Origin of the sequence: Limnobaculum xujianqingii (genome assembly GCF_013394855.1) — a bacterium.
Classification (GTDB): Bacteria; Pseudomonadota; Gammaproteobacteria; order Enterobacterales; family Enterobacteriaceae; genus Limnobaculum; species Limnobaculum xujianqingii.
In genome coordinates, this window is record NZ_JABMLK010000002.1 from 363,984 (window position 1) to 383,337 (window position 19,354).

16 protein-coding genes and 1 pseudogene are annotated in these 19,354 nt (G+C 44.6%); 5 read left to right on the plus strand and 12 right to left on the minus strand.

Annotated features, from left to right (window positions below; all coding sequences use genetic code 11):
• Positions 1-39 precede the first annotated feature (39 nt).
• Positions 40-441 (plus strand): 8-oxo-dGTP diphosphatase MutT, encoded by a 402-nt coding sequence (gene mutT / locus GOL65_RS15460; RefSeq protein ID WP_140919563.1) that lies wholly within the window; start codon positions 40-42, stop codon positions 439-441.
• 44 nt (positions 442-485) lie between these two features.
• Here the strand turns inward: mutT and yacG are convergent, their stop codons facing one another.
• From yacG to GOL65_RS15480, 4 genes are all read right to left on the minus strand, one after another.
• A complete protein-coding gene (yacG, locus tag GOL65_RS15465; RefSeq protein WP_130592321.1) occupies positions 486-683 on the minus strand; it encodes a DNA gyrase inhibitor YacG in 198 nt (65 codons plus the stop codon).
• A gap of 101 nt (positions 684-784) precedes the next feature.
• Positions 785-1,537 carry a cell division protein ZapD gene (gene zapD, locus GOL65_RS15470; protein ID WP_140919564.1) on the minus strand — a complete coding sequence of 251 codons (753 nt, stop codon included), beginning with the start codon at positions 1,535-1,537 and terminating at the stop codon, positions 785-787.
• Positions 1,534-2,157, minus strand: a complete 624-nt coding sequence (gene coaE, locus GOL65_RS15475; protein ID WP_140919565.1) for a dephospho-CoA kinase — start codon at positions 2,155-2,157, stop codon at positions 1,534-1,536. Before coaE ends, zapD begins: the two co-directional genes overlap by 4 nt.
• A gap of 44 nt (positions 2,158-2,201) precedes the next feature.
• Positions 2,202-3,011: a prepilin peptidase gene (locus GOL65_RS15480; RefSeq protein WP_140919566.1), complete on the minus strand. Its 810-nt coding sequence runs from the start codon at positions 3,009-3,011 to the stop codon at positions 2,202-2,204.
• A 178-nt stretch (positions 3,012-3,189) separates the two neighbouring features.
• Here GOL65_RS15480 and GOL65_RS15485 point away from each other — a divergent pair, with 178 nt between their 5' ends.
• Complete coding sequence (locus GOL65_RS15485; protein WP_140919567.1) at positions 3,190-4,233, plus strand: GMP reductase; 1,044 nt, start codon at positions 3,190-3,192, stop codon at positions 4,231-4,233.
• Between the two features lie 118 nt (positions 4,234-4,351).
• Here GOL65_RS15485 and yjfF read toward each other — a convergent pair whose 3' ends face one another.
• From yjfF to ppdD, 7 genes and pseudogenes are all read right to left on the minus strand, one after another.
• On the minus strand, positions 4,352-5,371 hold the full coding sequence (gene yjfF, locus GOL65_RS15490) for a galactofuranose ABC transporter, permease protein YjfF (RefSeq protein ID WP_140919568.1): 1,020 nt from the start codon (positions 5,369-5,371) through the stop codon (positions 4,352-4,354).
• A complete protein-coding gene (gene ytfT / locus GOL65_RS15495; protein ID WP_140919569.1) occupies positions 5,364-6,386 on the minus strand; it encodes a galactofuranose ABC transporter, ATP-binding protein YtfT in 1,023 nt (340 codons plus the stop codon). The genes yjfF and ytfT overlap by 8 nt, the downstream gene beginning before the upstream one ends.
• An 11-nt stretch (positions 6,387-6,397) precedes the next feature.
• Complete coding sequence (locus tag GOL65_RS15500) at positions 6,398-7,906, minus strand: sugar ABC transporter ATP-binding protein (protein WP_140919570.1); 1,509 nt, start codon at positions 7,904-7,906, stop codon at positions 6,398-6,400.
• A gap of 107 nt (positions 7,907-8,013) precedes the next feature.
• A complete protein-coding gene (gene ytfQ, locus GOL65_RS15505; RefSeq protein ID WP_130592313.1) occupies positions 8,014-8,970 on the minus strand; it encodes a galactofuranose ABC transporter, galactofuranose-binding protein YtfQ in 957 nt (318 codons plus the stop codon).
• Between the two features lie 340 nt (positions 8,971-9,310).
• Positions 9,311-10,501: a protein transport protein HofC gene (hofC, locus tag GOL65_RS15510; protein WP_140919571.1), complete on the minus strand. Its 1,191-nt coding sequence runs from the start codon at positions 10,499-10,501 to the stop codon at positions 9,311-9,313.
• Between the two features lie 10 nt (positions 10,502-10,511).
• Positions 10,512-11,969: a type II secretion system protein GspE gene (gspE, locus tag GOL65_RS15515; protein WP_140919667.1), complete on the minus strand. Its 1,458-nt coding sequence runs from the start codon at positions 11,967-11,969 to the stop codon at positions 10,512-10,514.
• 14 nt (positions 11,970-11,983) lie between these two features.
• Positions 11,984-12,434, minus strand: a pseudogene (gene ppdD / locus GOL65_RS15520) (prepilin peptidase-dependent pilin).
• Positions 12,435-12,680: 246 nt separating this feature from the next.
• Here ppdD and ampD point away from each other — a divergent pair.
• On the plus strand, positions 12,681-13,229 hold the full coding sequence (gene ampD, locus GOL65_RS15525; RefSeq protein WP_140919573.1) for a 1,6-anhydro-N-acetylmuramyl-L-alanine amidase AmpD: 549 nt from the start codon (positions 12,681-12,683) through the stop codon (positions 13,227-13,229).
• Positions 13,230-13,590: 361 nt separating this feature from the next.
• Here the strand turns inward: ampD and GOL65_RS15530 are convergent, their stop codons facing one another.
• Positions 13,591-14,931: an amino acid permease gene (locus GOL65_RS15530; RefSeq protein WP_140919574.1), complete on the minus strand. Its 1,341-nt coding sequence runs from the start codon at positions 14,929-14,931 to the stop codon at positions 13,591-13,593.
• An 864-nt stretch (positions 14,932-15,795) separates the two neighbouring features.
• On the opposite strand from GOL65_RS15530, the gene pdhR reads away from it, so the two are divergent.
• Positions 15,796-16,560 carry a pyruvate dehydrogenase complex transcriptional repressor PdhR gene (pdhR, locus tag GOL65_RS15535; RefSeq protein ID WP_130592308.1) on the plus strand — a complete coding sequence of 255 codons (765 nt, stop codon included), beginning with the start codon at positions 15,796-15,798 and terminating at the stop codon, positions 16,558-16,560.
• A 118-nt stretch (positions 16,561-16,678) separates the two neighbouring features.
• Complete coding sequence (gene aceE / locus GOL65_RS15540) at positions 16,679-19,345, plus strand: pyruvate dehydrogenase (acetyl-transferring), homodimeric type (protein ID WP_140919575.1); 2,667 nt, start codon at positions 16,679-16,681, stop codon at positions 19,343-19,345.
• Positions 19,346-19,354 lie beyond the last annotated feature (9 nt).

Here is a 19,354-nt window from a genome sequence, read left to right on the forward strand (position 1 = left end):
CTTTATCTACACAATAATAACTGACCTGCGAGTATGCATATGAAGCGAATAGAAATAGCCGTTGGAATAATAATCAATACCGAGCAGGCTATATTTGTTACCCAAAGACTTAAAGGTAGCCATCTTGCCGGTTATTGGGAGTTTCCCGGTGGAAAAGTGGAATCAGGGGAAGATGCAAAACAGGCGCTAAGGCGCGAGCTTCAGGAGGAAGTTGGCATTGAGATGACTCATTCTAACCTGTTAACAACGTTGGAGTATGACTATCCCGATCGCCAGCTAACGTTGCATTTCTTTATTGTAGATAGTTGGAAAGGTCAGCCGGAAGGGCGTGAAGGTCAGGTATCTCGCTGGATTGATGTTTCACAGCTGAATGTTGCAGAGTTTCCGGAGGCTAATCAGCCGGTGATTGCTGAACTTAAGCAGCGTTACCGCAAGGCATAATCGGTTATCCATGCGGTAACTTGTAAAGGATAAGGAGGTGAAAATTACTTCTCCTCTTCACTCCATTCATCACTATCTGACTGGTCACCAGAGCTTGGAATTCGTTTTTCTTCATCGGCCCATTCACCTAAATCAATTAACTGGCAGCGCTTACTACAAAATGGCCGGTAAGTGCTTTGTTCATTCCAGATAACCGGTTTTCCACAGGTAGGACAGTTTACCTGAAGGGGGGTGTCACTCATGAAATACTCCCAAATAACATAATCAATAGCAAAACTAAAGGGTCACCCATTTGAGGTGATAATCTGACATCGCAGATATCAGCGACACCAGTAAATAATTATTAGCAGCAGGCAATCTCAAAATTAAATTTTTCCGGTGTATCACCAATATCGCTGTCAAATGGCATAAAGCGAATGGCAAAGCGAGACTTGTGACCGGAAACCTGCGGATAAAGTTGATAAGTTGAATCCACTCTGATGCGCAAAATATCACAGTCTTCGGCATTATCCTGGTAGAAACCATTCAGACTGGTTTGTTTTTGAAAGACACCAGACTGTCGAACTAAATCGAGACAGGCATTAAGTGCATTACTGAGCGGTGTTGTAGTTTCAATCCATTCAGCTACCTGTTCGTCTCGCTGTAATTTTGGATTATGTAGCCACATATGCAATACGGGTAAATCAAAGCTGCAACAGCCACCAGGAATGCTTAAACGTTGACGAACCATACTAATTAAGCGGTCGTCTTTCAACTCCTGTCCAAGACGTGGCGCTGCCAGTAATGTATTTGCCAGCTCTTTTAAGGTATGACGTAAAGTACTAAGGCGCTCGCTATCAACACCGGGAACATCAATCCACTGCAGTAGCTTATGCTGTTGACGGTCCAATTCTTTAACCAGCTCGGTACGAACATCACCACGATCCATGATGTCCAGCAGTTCACTAACCGTACGGAAAAAACTTAATGTGTTGGTTAAATTAGTTAAAGAGCGATTGTGTTGTAACTGTTGTAGCAGGAATTCAAGGCGTAACCAGGTACGGACTTTTTCATTAAGCGGATGTTCAAAAAGTATGTTCTGGGATAAATCACTCATATCGACAAATCCTGCTTGTTGAATTGGTTGGCTAAAGCTAAATACTTTTGATGCAATAGGGCAATTTGCGGTATTAACGCTTCAGGTTCCCTATCATTATTTAGCACATCATCTGCATGAGACAGGCGCTCAGCGCGGGAAGTTTGGGCAGATAAAATTTGTTCTGCCAACTGTAAACTGCTTCCATCGCGGGCTATTAATCTACTTAATTGGGTCTCTTTGCTAACATCTACCACTAACACGCGGTTAGCTCGGGAACATAAATTATTCTCTATCAATAATGGGACAACCCAAAGCAGATAAGGTGCAGTTATATTTGCAAATTGACGTTGGGTTTCCTGTTGAATCAGTGGATGGAGCAGATTATTTAACCACTGTTTGTCAGCAGAATGACTAAAAATACGTTCACGTAACTTTTTACGGTTCAGAGTACCATCGGCCAACAGTATTGAATGGCCGAAATGATGAGCAATTTGTTGGAGAGCATCGCGACCCGGCTCTACCACCTGACGGGCAATAATATCAGCATCGATGACGGGAACGCCCAAACGGGAAAACTCATTGGATACGGTTGATTTCCCGCTACCAATTCCGCCGGTAAGTGCCACGATATAACTCATATAAAAGCCTGTAACAGTATTGATAGCTCAATAATAAAGGGATCTCACAGAAGTGCAAGCCATCCGGCAACAGCAAGGAAAGGGCCAAAGGCAATTGTGTTGTTTTTAGTTTTCTTATTCAGCTTAATTAGCAAAAAATAAGTTAGTCCACTCAGGCTGGCAATTAGCATTATTGTTGGTAAAGCCTCTATTCCAACCCAGCCACCAAGTCCTGCCATGAGCTTTATATCACCGCCACCCAACCCATATTGATCTTTTATTAATCGAAATAGCATTCCAGGTATCCAAAGAAATATGTATCCAATGAGTGTTCCTGTCAGAGATTCTGATAAAGACAATGGCGATAAACCAAGTAGAGCAAAAATTAGTCCGCTCCAAATTAGTGGTAGTGTAAATATATCCGGCAACAGTTGATGAGATATATCAATCAGCGATGCGGTCACCAACCATAGGGTTACAGATAACAGCATGATTATTCTGACAGGATCGGCACTTGAAGCGGCAATAATCATAAACAGTAGACTACAAATCAGTTCAGTTAAGGGATAACGGCAACTGATAGCTTTATGGCAGGACGGACATCGACCATGAATACATAGCCAGGAAATAACTGAATATACGCAGCGTTTAGAAAATGGTTGGTGACAGTGAGGGCATCGAGGATGGGAAAGTAAAGCCAGAGAGAATTTTGTTGGTCCGATTGATAAGTGGAGGTTGGTATTGGTTATCTGGCAATATTGTTGCTGCCAGCGAGCAAATAAAACAGCAGGGATTTGGTGGGCGATGCGAGTGGTCAGACTACCACTTAACAGACCAAATAATCCAAAACCAAGGATTACAAAGGCGTTATCCATGAATTACCTTAGATCTGCTTTTTCGCAGATAAATTTATGGGATTATAGCTGAAATTTTTTGAAAATCTCAGACTTGTTCATTAATTATTCATGTGTATGATAACGTCACTGGAAATGGCCAACATTCAGCTTATAGCTAATTTGCGATACGTCGCCAAAAACCAGGAAAACTACAGATATGCGCATTGAAGAAGATTTGAAGCTGGGCTTCAAAGATGTCTTAATCCGTCCTAAGCGTTCCACGCTGAAAAGTCGTTCTGAAGTAGAACTTGAACGCACCTACACCTTTAAACATTCAGGCCATCAGTGGTCCGGTATTCCTATTATTGCTGCGAATATGGACACGGTAGGCACCTTTACCATGGCTGAGGCATTGGCGTCGTTTGATTTGCTAACTGCCGTGCACAAACACTATACCGTTGAGCAATGGCGTGAGTTTGTTGCCCGCGTACCTGAATCTGTATTACGTCACGTCATGGTATCAACCGGAACATCAGAAGCGGATTTCACTAAACTGGGCCAGATTATGGCGCTTTCACCAGCACTGAAATTTATCTGTATTGATGTGGCGAATGGCTATTCTGAGCATTTTGTTGCTTTCTTGCGTAAAGCGCGTGAAGCCAATATGGATAAAGTGATTTGTGCCGGTAACGTGGTTACGGGTGAGATGGTGGAAGAGCTGATTCTTTCCGGTGCGGATATCGTTAAAGTCGGTATTGGCCCTGGCTCTGTTTGTACTACGCGCGTGAAAACTGGCGTTGGTTACCCACAACTGTCAGCGGTAATCGAATGTGCTGATGCAGCTCATGGCCTTGGTGGTCAGATCGTCAGTGATGGCGGTTGTACAACCCCGGGCGATGTGGCTAAAGCTTTTGGTGGTGGCGCAGACTTCGTCATGCTAGGCGGAATGCTGGCTGCTCATGAAGAGTGTGAAGGCAAGATTATCGAAGAGAACGGCAATCAATATATGCAGTTCTATGGCATGAGTTCTGAATCAGCGATGAACCGTCACGTAGGCGGTGTTGCAGGGTATCGCGCAGCAGAAGGTAAAACCGTGAAGCTGGCTTACCGTGGCTCAGTAGAAAACACCACCAGAGATATTCTTGGTGGCCTGCGCTCAGCCTGTACCTATGTTGGTGCTGAACGCTTGAAAGAGCTGACCAAGCGCACCACTTTTATTCGGGTCGCTGAGCAAGAAAACCGAGTTTTTGGACAAGGTTAGACCGAGCCTGAAATTTTAAAGTATTAAGAAAAGTGCGCCATTTGGCGCACTTTTAGTCATTAAGATTGTTAATCATTGAGTCTGGCTTGATGCTCCTGATGTTAAGTCCTAAATTGTATTACGCAGAACTCACCGCGTTAATATCATGAGGATTACTACCAATTCGTCTTGCGGTAGAAATCTGACGATTCGCCCAAAATACTGTTAATATTCTCTGCAATCCGATAAACCCAAACAGCAGGATGCCAATAACAATCTTGGTCCACCAGGAGCTAAGCGTACCGTCGAAATTAATGTAGGTCTGGATTAGCCCCTGAATTAATACGCCAAACAGAGTACCAAATACGGTACCAACTCCTCCACTTAGCAAGGTTCCTCCGATAACTACAGCCGCAATGGCATCTAACTCAACGCCGATTCCGGCTAGTGCGTAACCAGCGGAGGTATAGAAAGAGAAAACAATACCTGCCAGAGTTGCCAGTCCGGTAGAGAGCATATAAATACCAATAGTGGTTTTGCGGGTTGAGATCCCCATTAGTTCAGCAGAGGTAGCGTTGCCCCCGATAGCATAAACATTGTTACCAAAACGCGTTTTATGAGCGAGAACCATACCGAAAATGACTACCAGTAACATAATGACGGCTAACAGGCTAAAGCGACCACCACCCGGGATCTTCCATGCTACTGAAGATAATGTGCTGTATAACGGATGATCGATAGGAATCGATCGTTCGGAAACTAAAAAGCTAACGCCCCGCAGAAAGAACATTCCGGCTAACGTAATAATAAAGGCGGGAATTTTTAAGGCATCGATTAACCACCCCATCAGGGCGCCAAATGAGCAGCCCATTACCATAATAACCACAAAGGCTGTTAATGGATCAAAGCCCCATTCACCAATGGCTTTAGCCAAAAATACACCGGTAAAAGCAATCACCGAACCAACAGAAAGGTCGATACCACCAGACAGAATGACAAACGTCATGCCTACCGCCACAATGCACAAAAAGGCGTTATCCGTCAGAATATTGCAAATAACTCGGGTGGATGCAAAGCCGGGGAAGCGGGCAAAGCAGAACATATAGCCCATTACAAAAACGGCGATGGTAATCATCAGGGGAAGGTGACGTTTAAACATGACCGGTTCTCCTTTTAAACAAACGGATAAATGCCGGAGACTGCAATACCAGAACCAGCAAGACTACTAACGCTTTAACCACTAGGTTCCATTGAGGCTGATAGCCGGAGAGTAAAATACCGGTATTCATCCCCTGAATAATCAATGCGCCGATAAGAGAAAGAATCAGGCTAAAGCGTCCCCCCATTAATGAAGCTCCACCAATGACCACCGCAAGAATAGCATCCATCTCCAGCCATAAACCGGCGTTGTTAGCGTCGGCACCACGTATATCCGCAGCAACAATCACACCAGCAATTGCCGCACAAATACCGCTGAGAATATAGGTCGACATCACTACCATGCTGGTATTAACACCGGCATTTTTGGCTGCCCGAATATTGATGCCTGCCGACTCAATAAATAGCCCCAACGCGGTTTTACGGGTAAGTAGCCAAAGCAGCACAAATACTGCAACAACAATAGAAACAGGTGTCGGTAAGAACAGGAAAGTACCACTACCAATCCAGGCCAGAGCCGGATCGTTAAAGGTGACAATTTGACCTTCAGTAATTAGCTGAGCGATGCCTCGACCTGCAACCATTAACATTAGAGTGGCAACGATGGGCTGTATTTTGAAGATAGCCACCAGAAATCCATTCCATACGCCACATAATGCCCCGGCACCCAGGGCTGTAAGCAGTACGATATACAGTGGAAAACCAGCGGTTGTCATACTGGCGGCGGTTGCTCCGGCAATGGCCATAACGGCACCTACGGAAAGGTCAATACCACCGGTAGCAATCACCAGAGTCATACCCAGTGCGAGAATAGCCACCGGAGCGCAGCGATTTAAAATGTCAATAATACTGCCAAACAGACGCCCATCCTGAATATGAATATCGAAAAAGTTATTCGCTACCAGTGCATTGACTATCAAAATAGCAATCAATGCGGCGATCTGGGCACTCCCTTTAGGCAAACTAAATCCTTTTCTGTTTGCTGATGGGACAGGAGGTGCTGAGTTTGATGCCATGGATTCCTCCCTTAAGCCGCAATGGCGTTCATGATGGCGGGAACCGATAGCTGTTCCGCTGGAATTTCTGCAATTTGCTTTCCATCCCGTAAAATAATCACCCGGTCGGCGTAGCCAATAAGCTCTTCAAGTTCAGAAGAGATAACCAATAATGCCAGACCGTCGGCGCACAGCGTTTCGATCAGGCGAATGATTTCGGCGTGTGCTCCAACATCGATACCCCGGGTAGGCTCATCAAGGATCAGAAACTGTGGTTTGGTTACCAGCCAGCGCGAGAGCAGGACTTTTTGCTGATTGCCTCCGGAAAGAAATTGAATTGGCTGTTCAGCACTCGGTGTTTTGATGCCCAACTGGCGAATAAAACGAGCAGCGATATCATCTTGCTCTTTACGTGAAATTGGGTGTAGCCAGCCGCGTTGGGTTTGCAAAGCCAGAATAATATTTTCTCTGACTGATGCCGCAGCAATAATGCCTTCAGTTTTACGATCTTCCGGACAGAAACCAAAACCTAATGATGATGCCTGACGAGCTGATTTTATTTTTACTTCCCTACCTTTCACCAAGGCTTTACCACTATCCGCGGGTTTAATACCAAAGATAACCTCAGCAGTTTCGGTTCTGCCTGAGCCCAGTAGCCCCGCCAGAGCAACCACTTCACCAGGACGAACCTGTAAATCAAAGGGAAGAATAGTGCCTTTTTTACCATACTGCTCAAAAGAAACCGTTGGTTTATCGCTTCTTAGCGTGCGACCGGCACGGCGCAGGGCATTATCTTCTAACTCTCTGCCAAGCATCATTTTTACCAGTTCAATTTGTGGTAGCTCAGCAGTAACTCGCGTACCCACCAGCTCTCCATTGCGTAATACGGTAATTCGGTCAGTAACTGTGTATACCTGTTCAAGAAAGTGAGTAATAAAAATCAGGCTTACACCCCGATTGCGCAAATCACGCATAATACTGAACAATAACTCTACTTCGCTGGTATCCAGACTGGCAGTAGGCTCATCAAGGATTAAAACTTTAGCGGAAAGGTCAACTGCTCGGGCAATAGCAATAATTTGCTGCATGGCGACCGAGTAATAACCCAGCGGTTGGGTAACATCCAGCTCGAAGCCATAGCTGGCCATAATCTTCTGAGACTGGTGAATAATTTCTTTTCGGTTTACCAGCCCAAATTTTTTGGGTTCACGACCAATAAACAGATTATCTGCGACTGACATATTGGGTAGTAGGTTAACTTCCTGATATACCGTTCCAATACCAATCGATTGGGCATGGGCGGTACTGGTTGGATTAATCTCTTTTCCTTCCAGATATATGGTTCCACTGTCTTTTGGGTAGACACCAGTTAACGCTTTAATCAGGGTTGATTTACCTGCGCCATTTTCCCCTAGTAGCGCCATAATCTCGCCACGGCGAAGCGTCAGTGAAACATCGTGCAGTGCTCTGACGCCGGGAAAAGATTTACTGATCCCTTTGATATCCAGAAGAATATCGTCTGAGTGCTGTTGCTCTGTCATAGATTCCCCTGTTTTCACCGGTGATAATATTTTCGATTGCAGACAGATATGGGTTAGAACCGCTGCTATGGCTTGCCATAGCAGCGGGTGAAGCAGGTTAATGGATATTAGTAACCCATGTTTTTCTTCAATTCGATTTGTTGCTGAGCACTGTCCGGACCAAAGGCTTTAGACTCGGTCAGAATGACTTTAGGTGGAATGGTGCCATCTTTCTTATAGGCCTGCAGAGCATCAAATGCAGGGCCAGCCATATTTGGGGTCAACTCAACGGTTAAGTTAGCTTCACCAGCCTGCATAGCTTTAAAGATGTCCGGTACGGCATCAATGGAGATGATCTTAATATCGCTGCCTGGTTTTAAACCTGCTTCTTTAATGGCTTGAATTGCACCGATGGCCATATCATCGTTATGTGCGTAGACCGCACAAATGTTTTTGCCGCGGTCTTCGGCTTTAATAAAGCTTTCCATTACCTCTTTACCCTTACTGCGGGTAAAGTCACCAGACTGAGTACGAACGATTTTTATTGAAGGCGTTGAAGCTATAGCATCAGCAAAGCCTTTTTTACGGTCTAACGCTACGCTGGCACCAACGGTACCTTGTAATTCAACAACGTTACAGGTTTTGCCTGCCATCTCTTTCACTAACCAATCACCAGCAACTTTGCCTTCGTAAACGTTATCAGCAGTAACCACTGACATATAAAGCGACTTATCTTTAGCGGTAATATTGCGGTCTAACAGGAATACGGGGATTTTTGCATCTTTAGCTTCTTCCAGTACTGGTTCCCATCCGGTTTGTACTACCGGAGCAATAAAGATGGCGTCAACGCCCTGAGCGATAAAAGAGCGTACTGCTTTAATCTGGTTTTCCTGCTTTTGCTGAGCATCAGCAATCTTTAGGGTAATACCGCGCTGTTTAGCCTGTTCTTTTGCGACAGACGTCTCTGCAGCCCGCCAGCCTGATTCAGAACCAATTTGTGAAAAGCCAACGGTAAGGGATTGTGCATAAGCTGCGCCGGAAAGAAGTGTTGCGATAGAACTTACGAGCAATAAGCGTTTTAGCATGTTACTTTCCTCTAATAAAATTTAGCGGGTTGGTAAAGCAGTAAAATGATTGCTACTACAATTTTGCAAAACTCACAGAATAAAAAGAGAGCAACTTCTCATATAGTTACAAATAGCAGAATAGTGAATATAAATAACCCAATATGTATGGTCTTCTGAATTATAGTTGTAACCTTATTTTTGTGATTATAATTTTTTTGTATTTTGTTTTTTATAGTGTTTTTAATAATGTGCTCGCAAAATATGAGACATGAGTTTTTATTTGAGCTTATGTGTGGCTAATTATTATTGGCTATCTGCCGTTGGTCTTTTAATGAAAAATAGAGCTTCTGATTTTGTATTATCCCATTACATTACCCAGCTGAAATATAGGGAGATAGATGGCAATAACTAGCCCACCAACAATGATGCCAAGTACTAGCATCAATACAGGTTCTAAACGAGAAGAGAGGTTCTCAGCCTGACTTTCAGATTCAGCCTCATAGATACCAGCGAGTTTATCCAGCATCACATCTAACATTCCTGACTCTTCTCCAACACGTATAAGCTGATAACAAAGCGGTGGAAAAAGAACTTGTTGGTGTAATGCTTTAAATAGCGGTGTTCCTTGTTCAATCAGTTTTATTGTTGTTGTTAGTGCATTCAGAAACTGAATATTTCCGGAAGCGTTGGCTGCTGATTTTATTCCAGCTATCAGCGAAATGCCTGCATGTTGTGTCATTGCCAGCGTGCGGAATATTTTTGCCAGTGCACTTATTTGCAGCAACTTCCCACATAGCGGCAGGTTTAATAGTATTTTCTGTTCTTTCTCTTTCCAGTTGTCCTGTGTTTTCAATTTTTTGATGTAATAGCCATACAGTAAAACAGGAAAGGAGCCGATAAATATCCCGTAATCAATAATAGCTTCTGATAGCGAGATAATAGATTGGGTAAACCAGGGAAGGGGAGCATTAAACGAACGATAAATCTCGGCAAATGAAGGTAGCACAAAGATCAGCATTAAAAGCGTAACTATGCTGGCAACTGCAAGAATAAACAGTGGATAACGTAGTGCTTTACGTACCTTTTTCTGTAGTTTTAATAACTTATCCTGCTGTTCGGCAATTAAAAAGCAGCATTCATCCAGTTTACCAGTAAGTTCACCCGTGGCTATTAACTCTCTAAATAGTGGAGGAAATGCATAGGTGTGTTCATTTAATGCCAGCGAGAATGACTTTCCCTGTGAAATAGCCATTTGCAGCTCTTTTAACAGGTAGCGCCATGCCGGATGAGGGTGTTCAGCGGCAATTAACAATAAGCAGTTAGATAATGGTAATCCAGCCTGAAGCATGGTAGCTAATTGGCGAGTAATAATTGAGAGAGCAGTTAACTGCCAGCAATTTTTTCCTAACCTTATACTGGCCTCTATTTTTATGGGAATAACGCCCTTAAGTATTAGCATTTGTCGTGCATTGATGATGGATGAAGCAGGGATTTCGCCACTTAGGCCATCAACACTACGCCAGATGTAGAGTCGGGAGTTATTCATCATAAAATATCCATTATGAATTATCGGACTCTGAGGATGAGCCCAATGTTCGATAGAGTTCAGTTAAAGAGGTTGTGCCTTGTTTTACCAATGCGATACCTGCCTGTAAAAGTGAAGTCATACCGTGATGACAGGCTAACTGATGCAACTGGGTAGCAGATTGGCCTTTAAGTAACCCGTGACGGATACCCTCATTGATAACCAACATTTCATATAGCCCTGTTCGCCCATAGTAACCGCCGACACAATGTTCACAGCCAGATGCATCAAAAGTACGGCAACTAATGGTACCTTGTTCAAAATGAATTTTATCGGGTTCAGGGCGTTGCTGTTTGCAATGAGGGCATAAACAGCGAATAAGGCGCTGTGCAACGATAAGTTTCAGGCTGGAAGCTAACAGGTAGCCAGGTATCCCCATCTGGCCCAGACGAGTTAAGGTTTCTGCAGCAGAGTTAGTATGTAAGGTTGCTAATACTAAATGCCCGGTTTGGGCCGCTTCTACTGCGATTTCCGCCGTTTCTTTATCGCGAATCTCTCCTACCATCAGCACATCAGGGTCCTGACGCAGAAAAGCCCTTAATGCCGTATTGAAAGTGATACCAATTTTGCTGTTTACCTGAGTTTGGTTAATACCGGCTGTGGGAATTTCCACCGGATCTTCCACACTACAGATATTGCGGCTGGTATCATTCAGCAGACGTAGCCCGCTATATAGAGTAATGGTTTTGCCACTACCCGTTGGTCCGGTAACCAAAATCATGCCCTGAGGTTGATGAAGCATCTGAATATACAATTGTTGTTCAGTGTCAGACATACCCAAGGTATCAATTGACTGTTGATGTTGTTCTGATTCCATAACCCGTAGAACGACTTTTTCACCATCAGAAATGGGTAATGTGGATATTCGTAGAGCACGCTCCTGTTTATCGTGCTGAAAAGTGAGCTGTCCATCTTGTGGCAACCGCCGTTCGGCAATATTTAACTGCGCCATGATTTTTAGTCGGGCAACTAACTGGGGGGCCAGAACCACGGGCGGTGAAGCCGTTTCTTGCAAAGCCCCATCAATGCGCAGGCGAATACGAAAGTGGCTGGCATAGGGCTCAAAGTGAATATCTGAAGCCCGACGCTTTAGAGCTTGATGGATAACCTGATTGATAAACTGTACTACCGGTTCATCATCATGTTCCTGAGTCGTTGAGATCTCAACAGGTTGCTGTTGTCCGGCGGCTTCCAGCAATGCTTTATTTGGCCGATGATGGTTTAGTGTGCTGAGATATTGCTCAACTTTGATACGTGGCCAGTATTCAATTTTAACCTGCCTCCCACAGGTAAAGGTGAGGGAGGCAGTGACTTGATGAAGAGGTTCTCCTGGTACGGCGGCGATGGTCAGGTATTGTGGGTTTAGCGCTACCGGAACGACCTGATGGCGTAAACATTCAGTAATGATTTCTTCACTTATCTGTTGAGTCATTAAACTGAGATCACTCATGGGTTACTTACATCATCAAAACGGAAGATGTCATTACAGGCCTGGACCATATTAATCGTTTTGCTTATCGCTGGAGCATTTGCGCTGCCATTGCAGGCCGCCAGATGCATTATCGAGAGTAGGTGTAAGGTCAACGCTTAATCCAGACAGGGCATTTTTGCCTGCAAGTGATATCACACCATTAGCCACAGCAATTCGGGAAACGTAGCGGGTTTCTTTCGTCGCTGCGATACCAGCGTTGCCGTTATTACACTGACTGAGTTCACCACTTTCTAGAGCACAGAGCTCGACTGCGGTTTTGTAAGGCACCATTGCCTGTAACATATCGGTAAGGGCTGCTTTTTGAATATATCCCTGATAGGCGGGTAATCCAATGGCGGTCAGAATGGCAATGATTGCAATAGCGATCATTAGTTCGAATAGGGTAAAGCCAGCTTGTTGATTCATATTTTTACTCCTGAATAATTGAAAGTGCTGACATCATATTCAGGCCTGAAAGGAAGAAAATGGAGAATCTAACGTTTAGGAAACTGGCTTCAGATAATGTTGTGATAACGTATTTCTTGCATCAAATAGTGGGAGACGTTTTGCATATTTGGTCGGGTGAGTATTTCACGTAAAGAGAAATCAGTACGCAGAAGTGGCCGGTATATTTATAATCAGGTGATAACAGCAGGGTAATTGAGGCATTAAATGAAGTTAGAGCAAGGATGGATAGTTGGTGTTAAGCGTGTACCGTCCCCCCATTTTGATGAAAGGCCTGAAGGGGAGATACCCTCGCTGCTGGTGATCCACAATATTAGCCTGCCACCTGGCGAGTTCGGTGGCCCCTATATTGACCAACTGTTTACCGGTACTTTAAATCCGCAAGAACATCCTTATTTTGCTGAAATTCAACATCTACGAGTCTCGGCTCATTGCCTTATTCGGCGTGACGGTCAGATTGTTCAGTATGTCCCCTTTGATAAACGTGCCTGGCACGCTGGCGTCTCTCTGTTCGAAGGCCGGGAACGTTGCAATGACTTCTCCATTGGTATCGAACTGGAAGGAACCGACACCACGGACTTCACCCCGGCACAATATCAAAGCCTGCAACAGCTAACCCAACAGTTAATTCAACATTACAACATCGTACCGGAAAGAATCACCGGCCACAGCGACATCGCCCCCGGCCGCAAAACCGACCCCGGCCCACACTTCGACTGGCAACGTTATAAAAAACAAATTAAGACCGGTAACTAAATTTGAACTAATGGATTCCAAGCCTTGAGTTTGTGGTCTTGGCTTTTTTTGGGGTGTTAGCAATGGTTATCAGAGGGAGAGGCCGCCGTGGGGGTCGACTTGGCGTAAGCCAACGAAGCGCCCCTAGGCGGACTAGGCCCGATGCACTCAGGGCTTATGTATTAATGGGTTACCGACCGAGCACAATGATAATTTAGAGATACAGTTTTTACGGTCGGAATATCCATTAAGGCTGATTTGTTGGGTGTTTCAAATCCCCCTTAAATTTACTAAAGGCAGTCCAACGCTCTTTCAAAACACCAGATACAAAAATCCCCGCCAACTTCAGCAGGGATTTTTCATCAAAAAACAGCAACAGTTCTTACTTCACCGTCTTCCGAGTAATCAAATACCCAATCCCTAAAATAATCAGCCAAACCGGAATCAGTTGTACTGAAATACGAATTCCTGGCGTCATATACATAATGACCAATACACCAGCCAGGAACAGCAAACACAGATAGTTACTGAATGGGTAGAGAATTGCTTTAAATTTCGGCGTCACGCCTTCACGATTTTTAGCTGCGCGGAACTTCAGGTGCGACAGGCTAATCATCGCCCAGTTAATTACAATACTGGAAACCACCAATGACATCAGAATACTGATAGCTTCTTTAGGGATTAAGTAGTTAACGACAATACCGATAGCTGCCACCGTGCTGGAAAATATAATAGCATTAACCGGCACGCCGCGACTGCTGGTTTTCGCCAGTGCCTGAGGTGCGTTTTTCTGCAGAGCCAGACCGTAAAGCATACGGCTATTACTGTATACACAACTGTTATATACCGATAGTGCGGCAGTCAAAACGACGATATTCAGAGCTGTAGCCACCATGCTGCTGTTTAGGTGATGGAAAATCATCACGAATGGGCTACCGCCTTCTACTACTTTGGTCCACGGATAGAGCGAAAGCAGAACGACTAACGAACCAATATAGAAAATCAGAATACGGTAAAGTACCTGATTGATAGCTTTTGGGATGGTTTTTTCCGGGTTATCAGCTTCAGCCGCGGTAATACCAATCAACTCCAGACCGCCGAAAGAGAACATAATAATAGCAGTAGCCATTACTAAACCTTCAAAGCCAAAAGGCATAAACCCGCCCTGCGACCAGAGATTACTGATTCCAGCTTCCGGACCACCAGTACCGGTTGCCAATAACCAAATACCAAATGCAATCATACCGATGATGGCGGCAACCTTGATAATGGCAAACCAAAACTCCATCTCTCCATAAACTTTAACTGTGGAGAGGTTAATCAGATTGATTAATACAAAGAAGAAAGCCGCAGAAGCCCAGGTAGGTATATCTGGCCACCAGTATTGAACATAAATACCCACGGCAGTTAGCTCTGCCATGCTGACCAGTACGAATAGCATCCAGTAGTTCCAGCCTGACAGGAAACCGGCAAACGGCCCCCAGTATTTATAAGAGAAGTGACTGAAAGTACCTGCTACCGGCTCTTCAGTAATCATTTCACCCAACTGACGCATAATCAGAAAAGCAATGATGCCGCCAATAGCGTAGCCTAATATAACCGACGGCCCCGCCATATTGATGGTCTGGGCGCTACCTAAAAACAGGCCAGTGCCGACGGCACCACCTAAGGCAATTAACTGAATATGGCGATTTTTAAGACCGCGTTTGAGCTGATCACTCATTATTATTCTTTCCTCACAGGCTTTTTTGTATTCATTTAGCGGTTTGTTCTTATTGGGTTTTCAGAATGATGTTTGAATATCAGATAAGTGATAATCATCATTCTGTATAAAAAGATTTACAGTCGCCAATAAAAAGTTTTTAGATACCGTCTATCAGTGCGGCAAGAATAGTGGTAAACAAAAATGTTTGCATTATTTTTCTTCCTTCAACGCTTTATTCTCTTCTTTTCTGTGTAATAAATTAAAAACGATAACTGTAAAATCGTCTATTTTTCAATGAAATAATATCGTTGTTTTAACCTGAGTCGCTGAGTGTTCAACCACGTTGTAATGGTAAACAGCTTATTTCATCCCTCTCATTAACAACAGATGTCATATAAAGGTGTTTTTACTGGTTTTTGTCATCTATTACACCAGATAAAAATAATGTGCTTTTAGTGCTAAAAATAGCATCTGATAAAGGCTTTTCCTTCATTTACTGATGTTATTAACCGGGCAGTTGCACAGATCTTCAGTAAATTTTTTGGAAGGGGATAGTTGAATACTTCCATTCATTCACTTCAGTTTAATTGAATTTAATTTCTTTATTTTTGATTTTATATTCAAAAATTGGTTTGCTGATCCGCTTCAGTTTCAGTTTTTATTCGTTTCAAAAACGTTAAATCCTTGTGGGTGTTGCTGAATCGTTTATACCTCTGCAGAGGTACGTCAGTTAACGATATCCTGTATAAATCACAGTGATAGGTGAGGTTTTATGATTTAGGTCAAAGGCTATATGGACACAAGGTGAATAATTTGTTACTTTATCGTCACACTTTTGATATTGGTATTACCAATTGACTTCGGGGCATTTTGAGAAGCATTATGGTTTATAGCAAGGTTCGTCAACCCAAGTTATCCGACGTGATTGAGCAACAGCTCGAGGCGCTGATTCTTGAAGGAACCCTCCGTCCCGGGGAGAAACTTCTTCCTGAACGTGAGTTAGCTAAACAATTCGATGTTTCCCGCCCGTCATTAAGAGAAGCCATCCAGCGTTTGGAAGCCAAAGGATTATTGTTACGTCGCCAGGGGGGCGGTACTTTTGTACAAACCAACCTGTGGCAAAGTTTAAGAGATCCTTTAAGCGAGCTGTTGGCCGATCATCCTGAATCCCAGTTTGACCTGTTAGAAACACGGCATGCCTTAGAAGGTATTGCGGCCTACTACGCAGCTTTACGCGGTACTGATGAAGATTTTCAACGTATCCGTGAATATCACCAACAAATCGAAGTCGCACAGGCTTCTGGTGATAAGCAAAACGAAGCTGAAGCCGTAATGCAGTATCAAACAGCGGTAACCGAAGCCAGCCACAATGTGGTACTGCTTCATCTGCTGCGCTGCATGACGCCGCTGTTAGAACAAAATGTCCGCCAGAATTTCGATTTACTCTATTCCCGCCGTGAAATGCTGGAAAGAGTGAGTAATCACAGGGCTAGCATATTCGAAGCTATTGTTGCACGTGAACCAGAAAAAGCGCGTGAAGCATCGCATCGGCATTTAGCCTTTATTGAGGAAGTGCTGCTCGACCTCGACAGAGAACACACTCGCCGCGAGCGATCGCTGCGGTTGTTACAGCAGCATAGGGATTAGAGCTTTCGGCTCACCACAACACCGAGCCTGTCTTAATAACGTCTGCGTCCCTCTGGTGTAAGACGCTATTAAGACAGGCTTTGAATAACTAACGTAAAGATAGAATAAGGAAACAACCATGTCGGAAATTGTAAATCAAGACGTGGATCCGATTGAAACCCGCGATTGGTTGCAGGCGATCGAATCGGTCATCCGTGAAGAAGGCGTTGAGCGAGCTCAATACCTGATTGATCAGGTTATGGCGTCTGCACGTAAGGCCGGCGTCAATTTACCTTCAGGTGAAGGTTTCGTCAGTGATTACATTAATACCATCCCACTGACTGAAGAACCTACCTATCCAGGTAACCTTGATTTAGAACGTCGTATCCGTTCTATTATTCGTTGGAATGCGGTAATGACCGTGCTGCGTGCTTCCAAGAAAGATCTGGAACTGGGTGGCCATATGGCATCATTCCAGTCTTCAGCGACCATTTATGATGTGTGTTTTAACCACTTCTTCCGTGCTCGTAACGCTAAAGATGGCGGCGATCTGGTGTTCTTCCAGGGCCATATTTCTCCGGGGATCTACTCTCGTGCTTTCCTTGAAGGCCGTCTGACCGAAGAGCAAATGAATAACTTCCGTCAGGAAGTTCACGGTAAAGGTCTTTCTTCTTATCCTCACCCTAAACTGATGCCGGAATTCTGGCAGTTCCCAACCGTTTCCATGGGGCTGGGGCCAATCAGCGCCATTTATCAGGCTCGTTTCCTGAAATATCTGCATAACCGTGGCCTGAAAGATACTTCTGCACAAACCGTTTACGCTTTCCTGGGTGATGGTGAAATGGATGAGCCAGAATCTAAAGGCGCTATCACCATTGCGACCCGTGACAAACTGGACAATCTGGTGTTCATCATCAACTGTAACCTGCAGCGTCTTGATGGCCCGGTTACAGGTAACGGTAAAATTGTTAACGAACTGGAAGGCATCTTTAAAGGCGCCGGCTGGGACGTAATTAAAGTTATGTGGGGCAACCGTTGGGATGACCTGCTGCGTAAAGACACCACTGGTAAACTGATTCAGTTAATGAATGAAACCGTTGATGGTGACTATCAGACATTCAAGTCAAGAAACGGTGCTTACGTTCGTGAACACTTCTTCGGCAGATATCCGGAAACCACTGCGCTGGTCAAAGATATGACCGACGACGAAATCTGGGCTCTGAACCGTGGTGGTCACGATCCAAGAAAAGTGTATGCCGCACTGAAGAAAGCACAAGAAACTCAGGGCAAACCAACCGTGATTTTAGCTCACACCATTAAAGGTTATGGTATGGGTGAAACCGCAGAAGGTAAAAACATCGCTCATCAGGTTAAGAAAATGAACATGGAAGGCGTTCGCCAATTCCGCGATCGTTTCAATGTGCCTGTTGCTGATGCAGATATTGAAAATCTGCCGCTGCTGACGCTGGATAAAGATTCTGAAGAGTACAAATACCTGCATGAACGCCGTAATGCGTTAGAAGGCTATCTGCCAAGTCGCTTGACTGAGTTTAGTCAGCCGCTGACCATTCCTGCATTAAGCGAATTCGGCCAACTGCTGGAAGAGCAAAATAAAGAAATCTCTACCACTATCGCCTTCGTTCGTGCCCTGAACGTTATGCTGAAAGATGCTTCAATCGGTCCACGTTTAGTGCCGATTCTGGCTGATGAAGCGCGTACCTTCGGTATGGAAGGTCTGTTCCGTCAAATCGGTATTTATAGCCCTAAAGGCCAGCAATACGTTCCTCAGGACCGTGAGCAAGTGGCTTACTATAAAGAAGATGAGAAAGGTCAGATTCTGCAGGAAGGTATTAACGAGCTGGGTGCAGGTGCATCATGGTTGGCTGCTGCGACATCATACAGCACCAATGATTACCCAATGATTCCGTTCTACATCTACTACTCCATGTTTGGTTTCCAACGTATTGGTGACCTGTGCTGGATGGCAGGGGATCAGCAAGCACGTGGCTTCCTGGTGGGTGGTACTTCTGGTCGTACTACGCTGAATGGTGAAGGTCTACAGCACGAAGATGGCCACAGCCATATTCAGGCACTGACTATCCCTAACTGTATCTCTTATGACCCAACTTACGCTTATGAAGTGGCTGTTATCATGCATGACGGTTTACAGCGTATGTATGGCAATCAGGAGAACGTTTATTACTACATCACTACCCTGAACGAAAACTACCATATGCCAGCAATGCCGGCAGGTGTGGAAGAGGGTATCCGTAAAGGTATCTATAAACTGGAAACCGTAGCGGGCAATGGTAAAGGTAAAGTTCAACTGATGGGTTCAGGTTCTATCCTGCCTCACGTACGTGAAGCGGCTCAGATTCTGGCTAAAGACTACGGCATCAGCTCTGATGTTTACAGCGTAACGTCATTCACCGAACTGGCTCGTGATGGTCAGGACTGTGAGCGTTGGAACATGCTGCATCCATTAGAGACGCCACGCGTACCTTATGTAGCTCAAGTAATGAATGATGCACCAGCCGTAGCTTCAACCGACTATATGAAGCTGTTTGCTGAACAGATTCGTAACTTTATTCCAGCCAGCGAGTTCCGCGTACTGGGTACTGATGGCTTCGGTCGTTCAGACAGCCGCGAAAACCTGCGTCACCACTTCGAAGTTGATGCTTCCTACGTTGTGGTTGCTGCACTGGGTGAACTGGCAAAACGTGGCGACGTACCGGCCAGCGCTGTGGCTGAAGCGATTACCAAATTTGGTATCGATGCAGACAAAGTTAACCCACGTCTGGCATAAGAGGTAAAG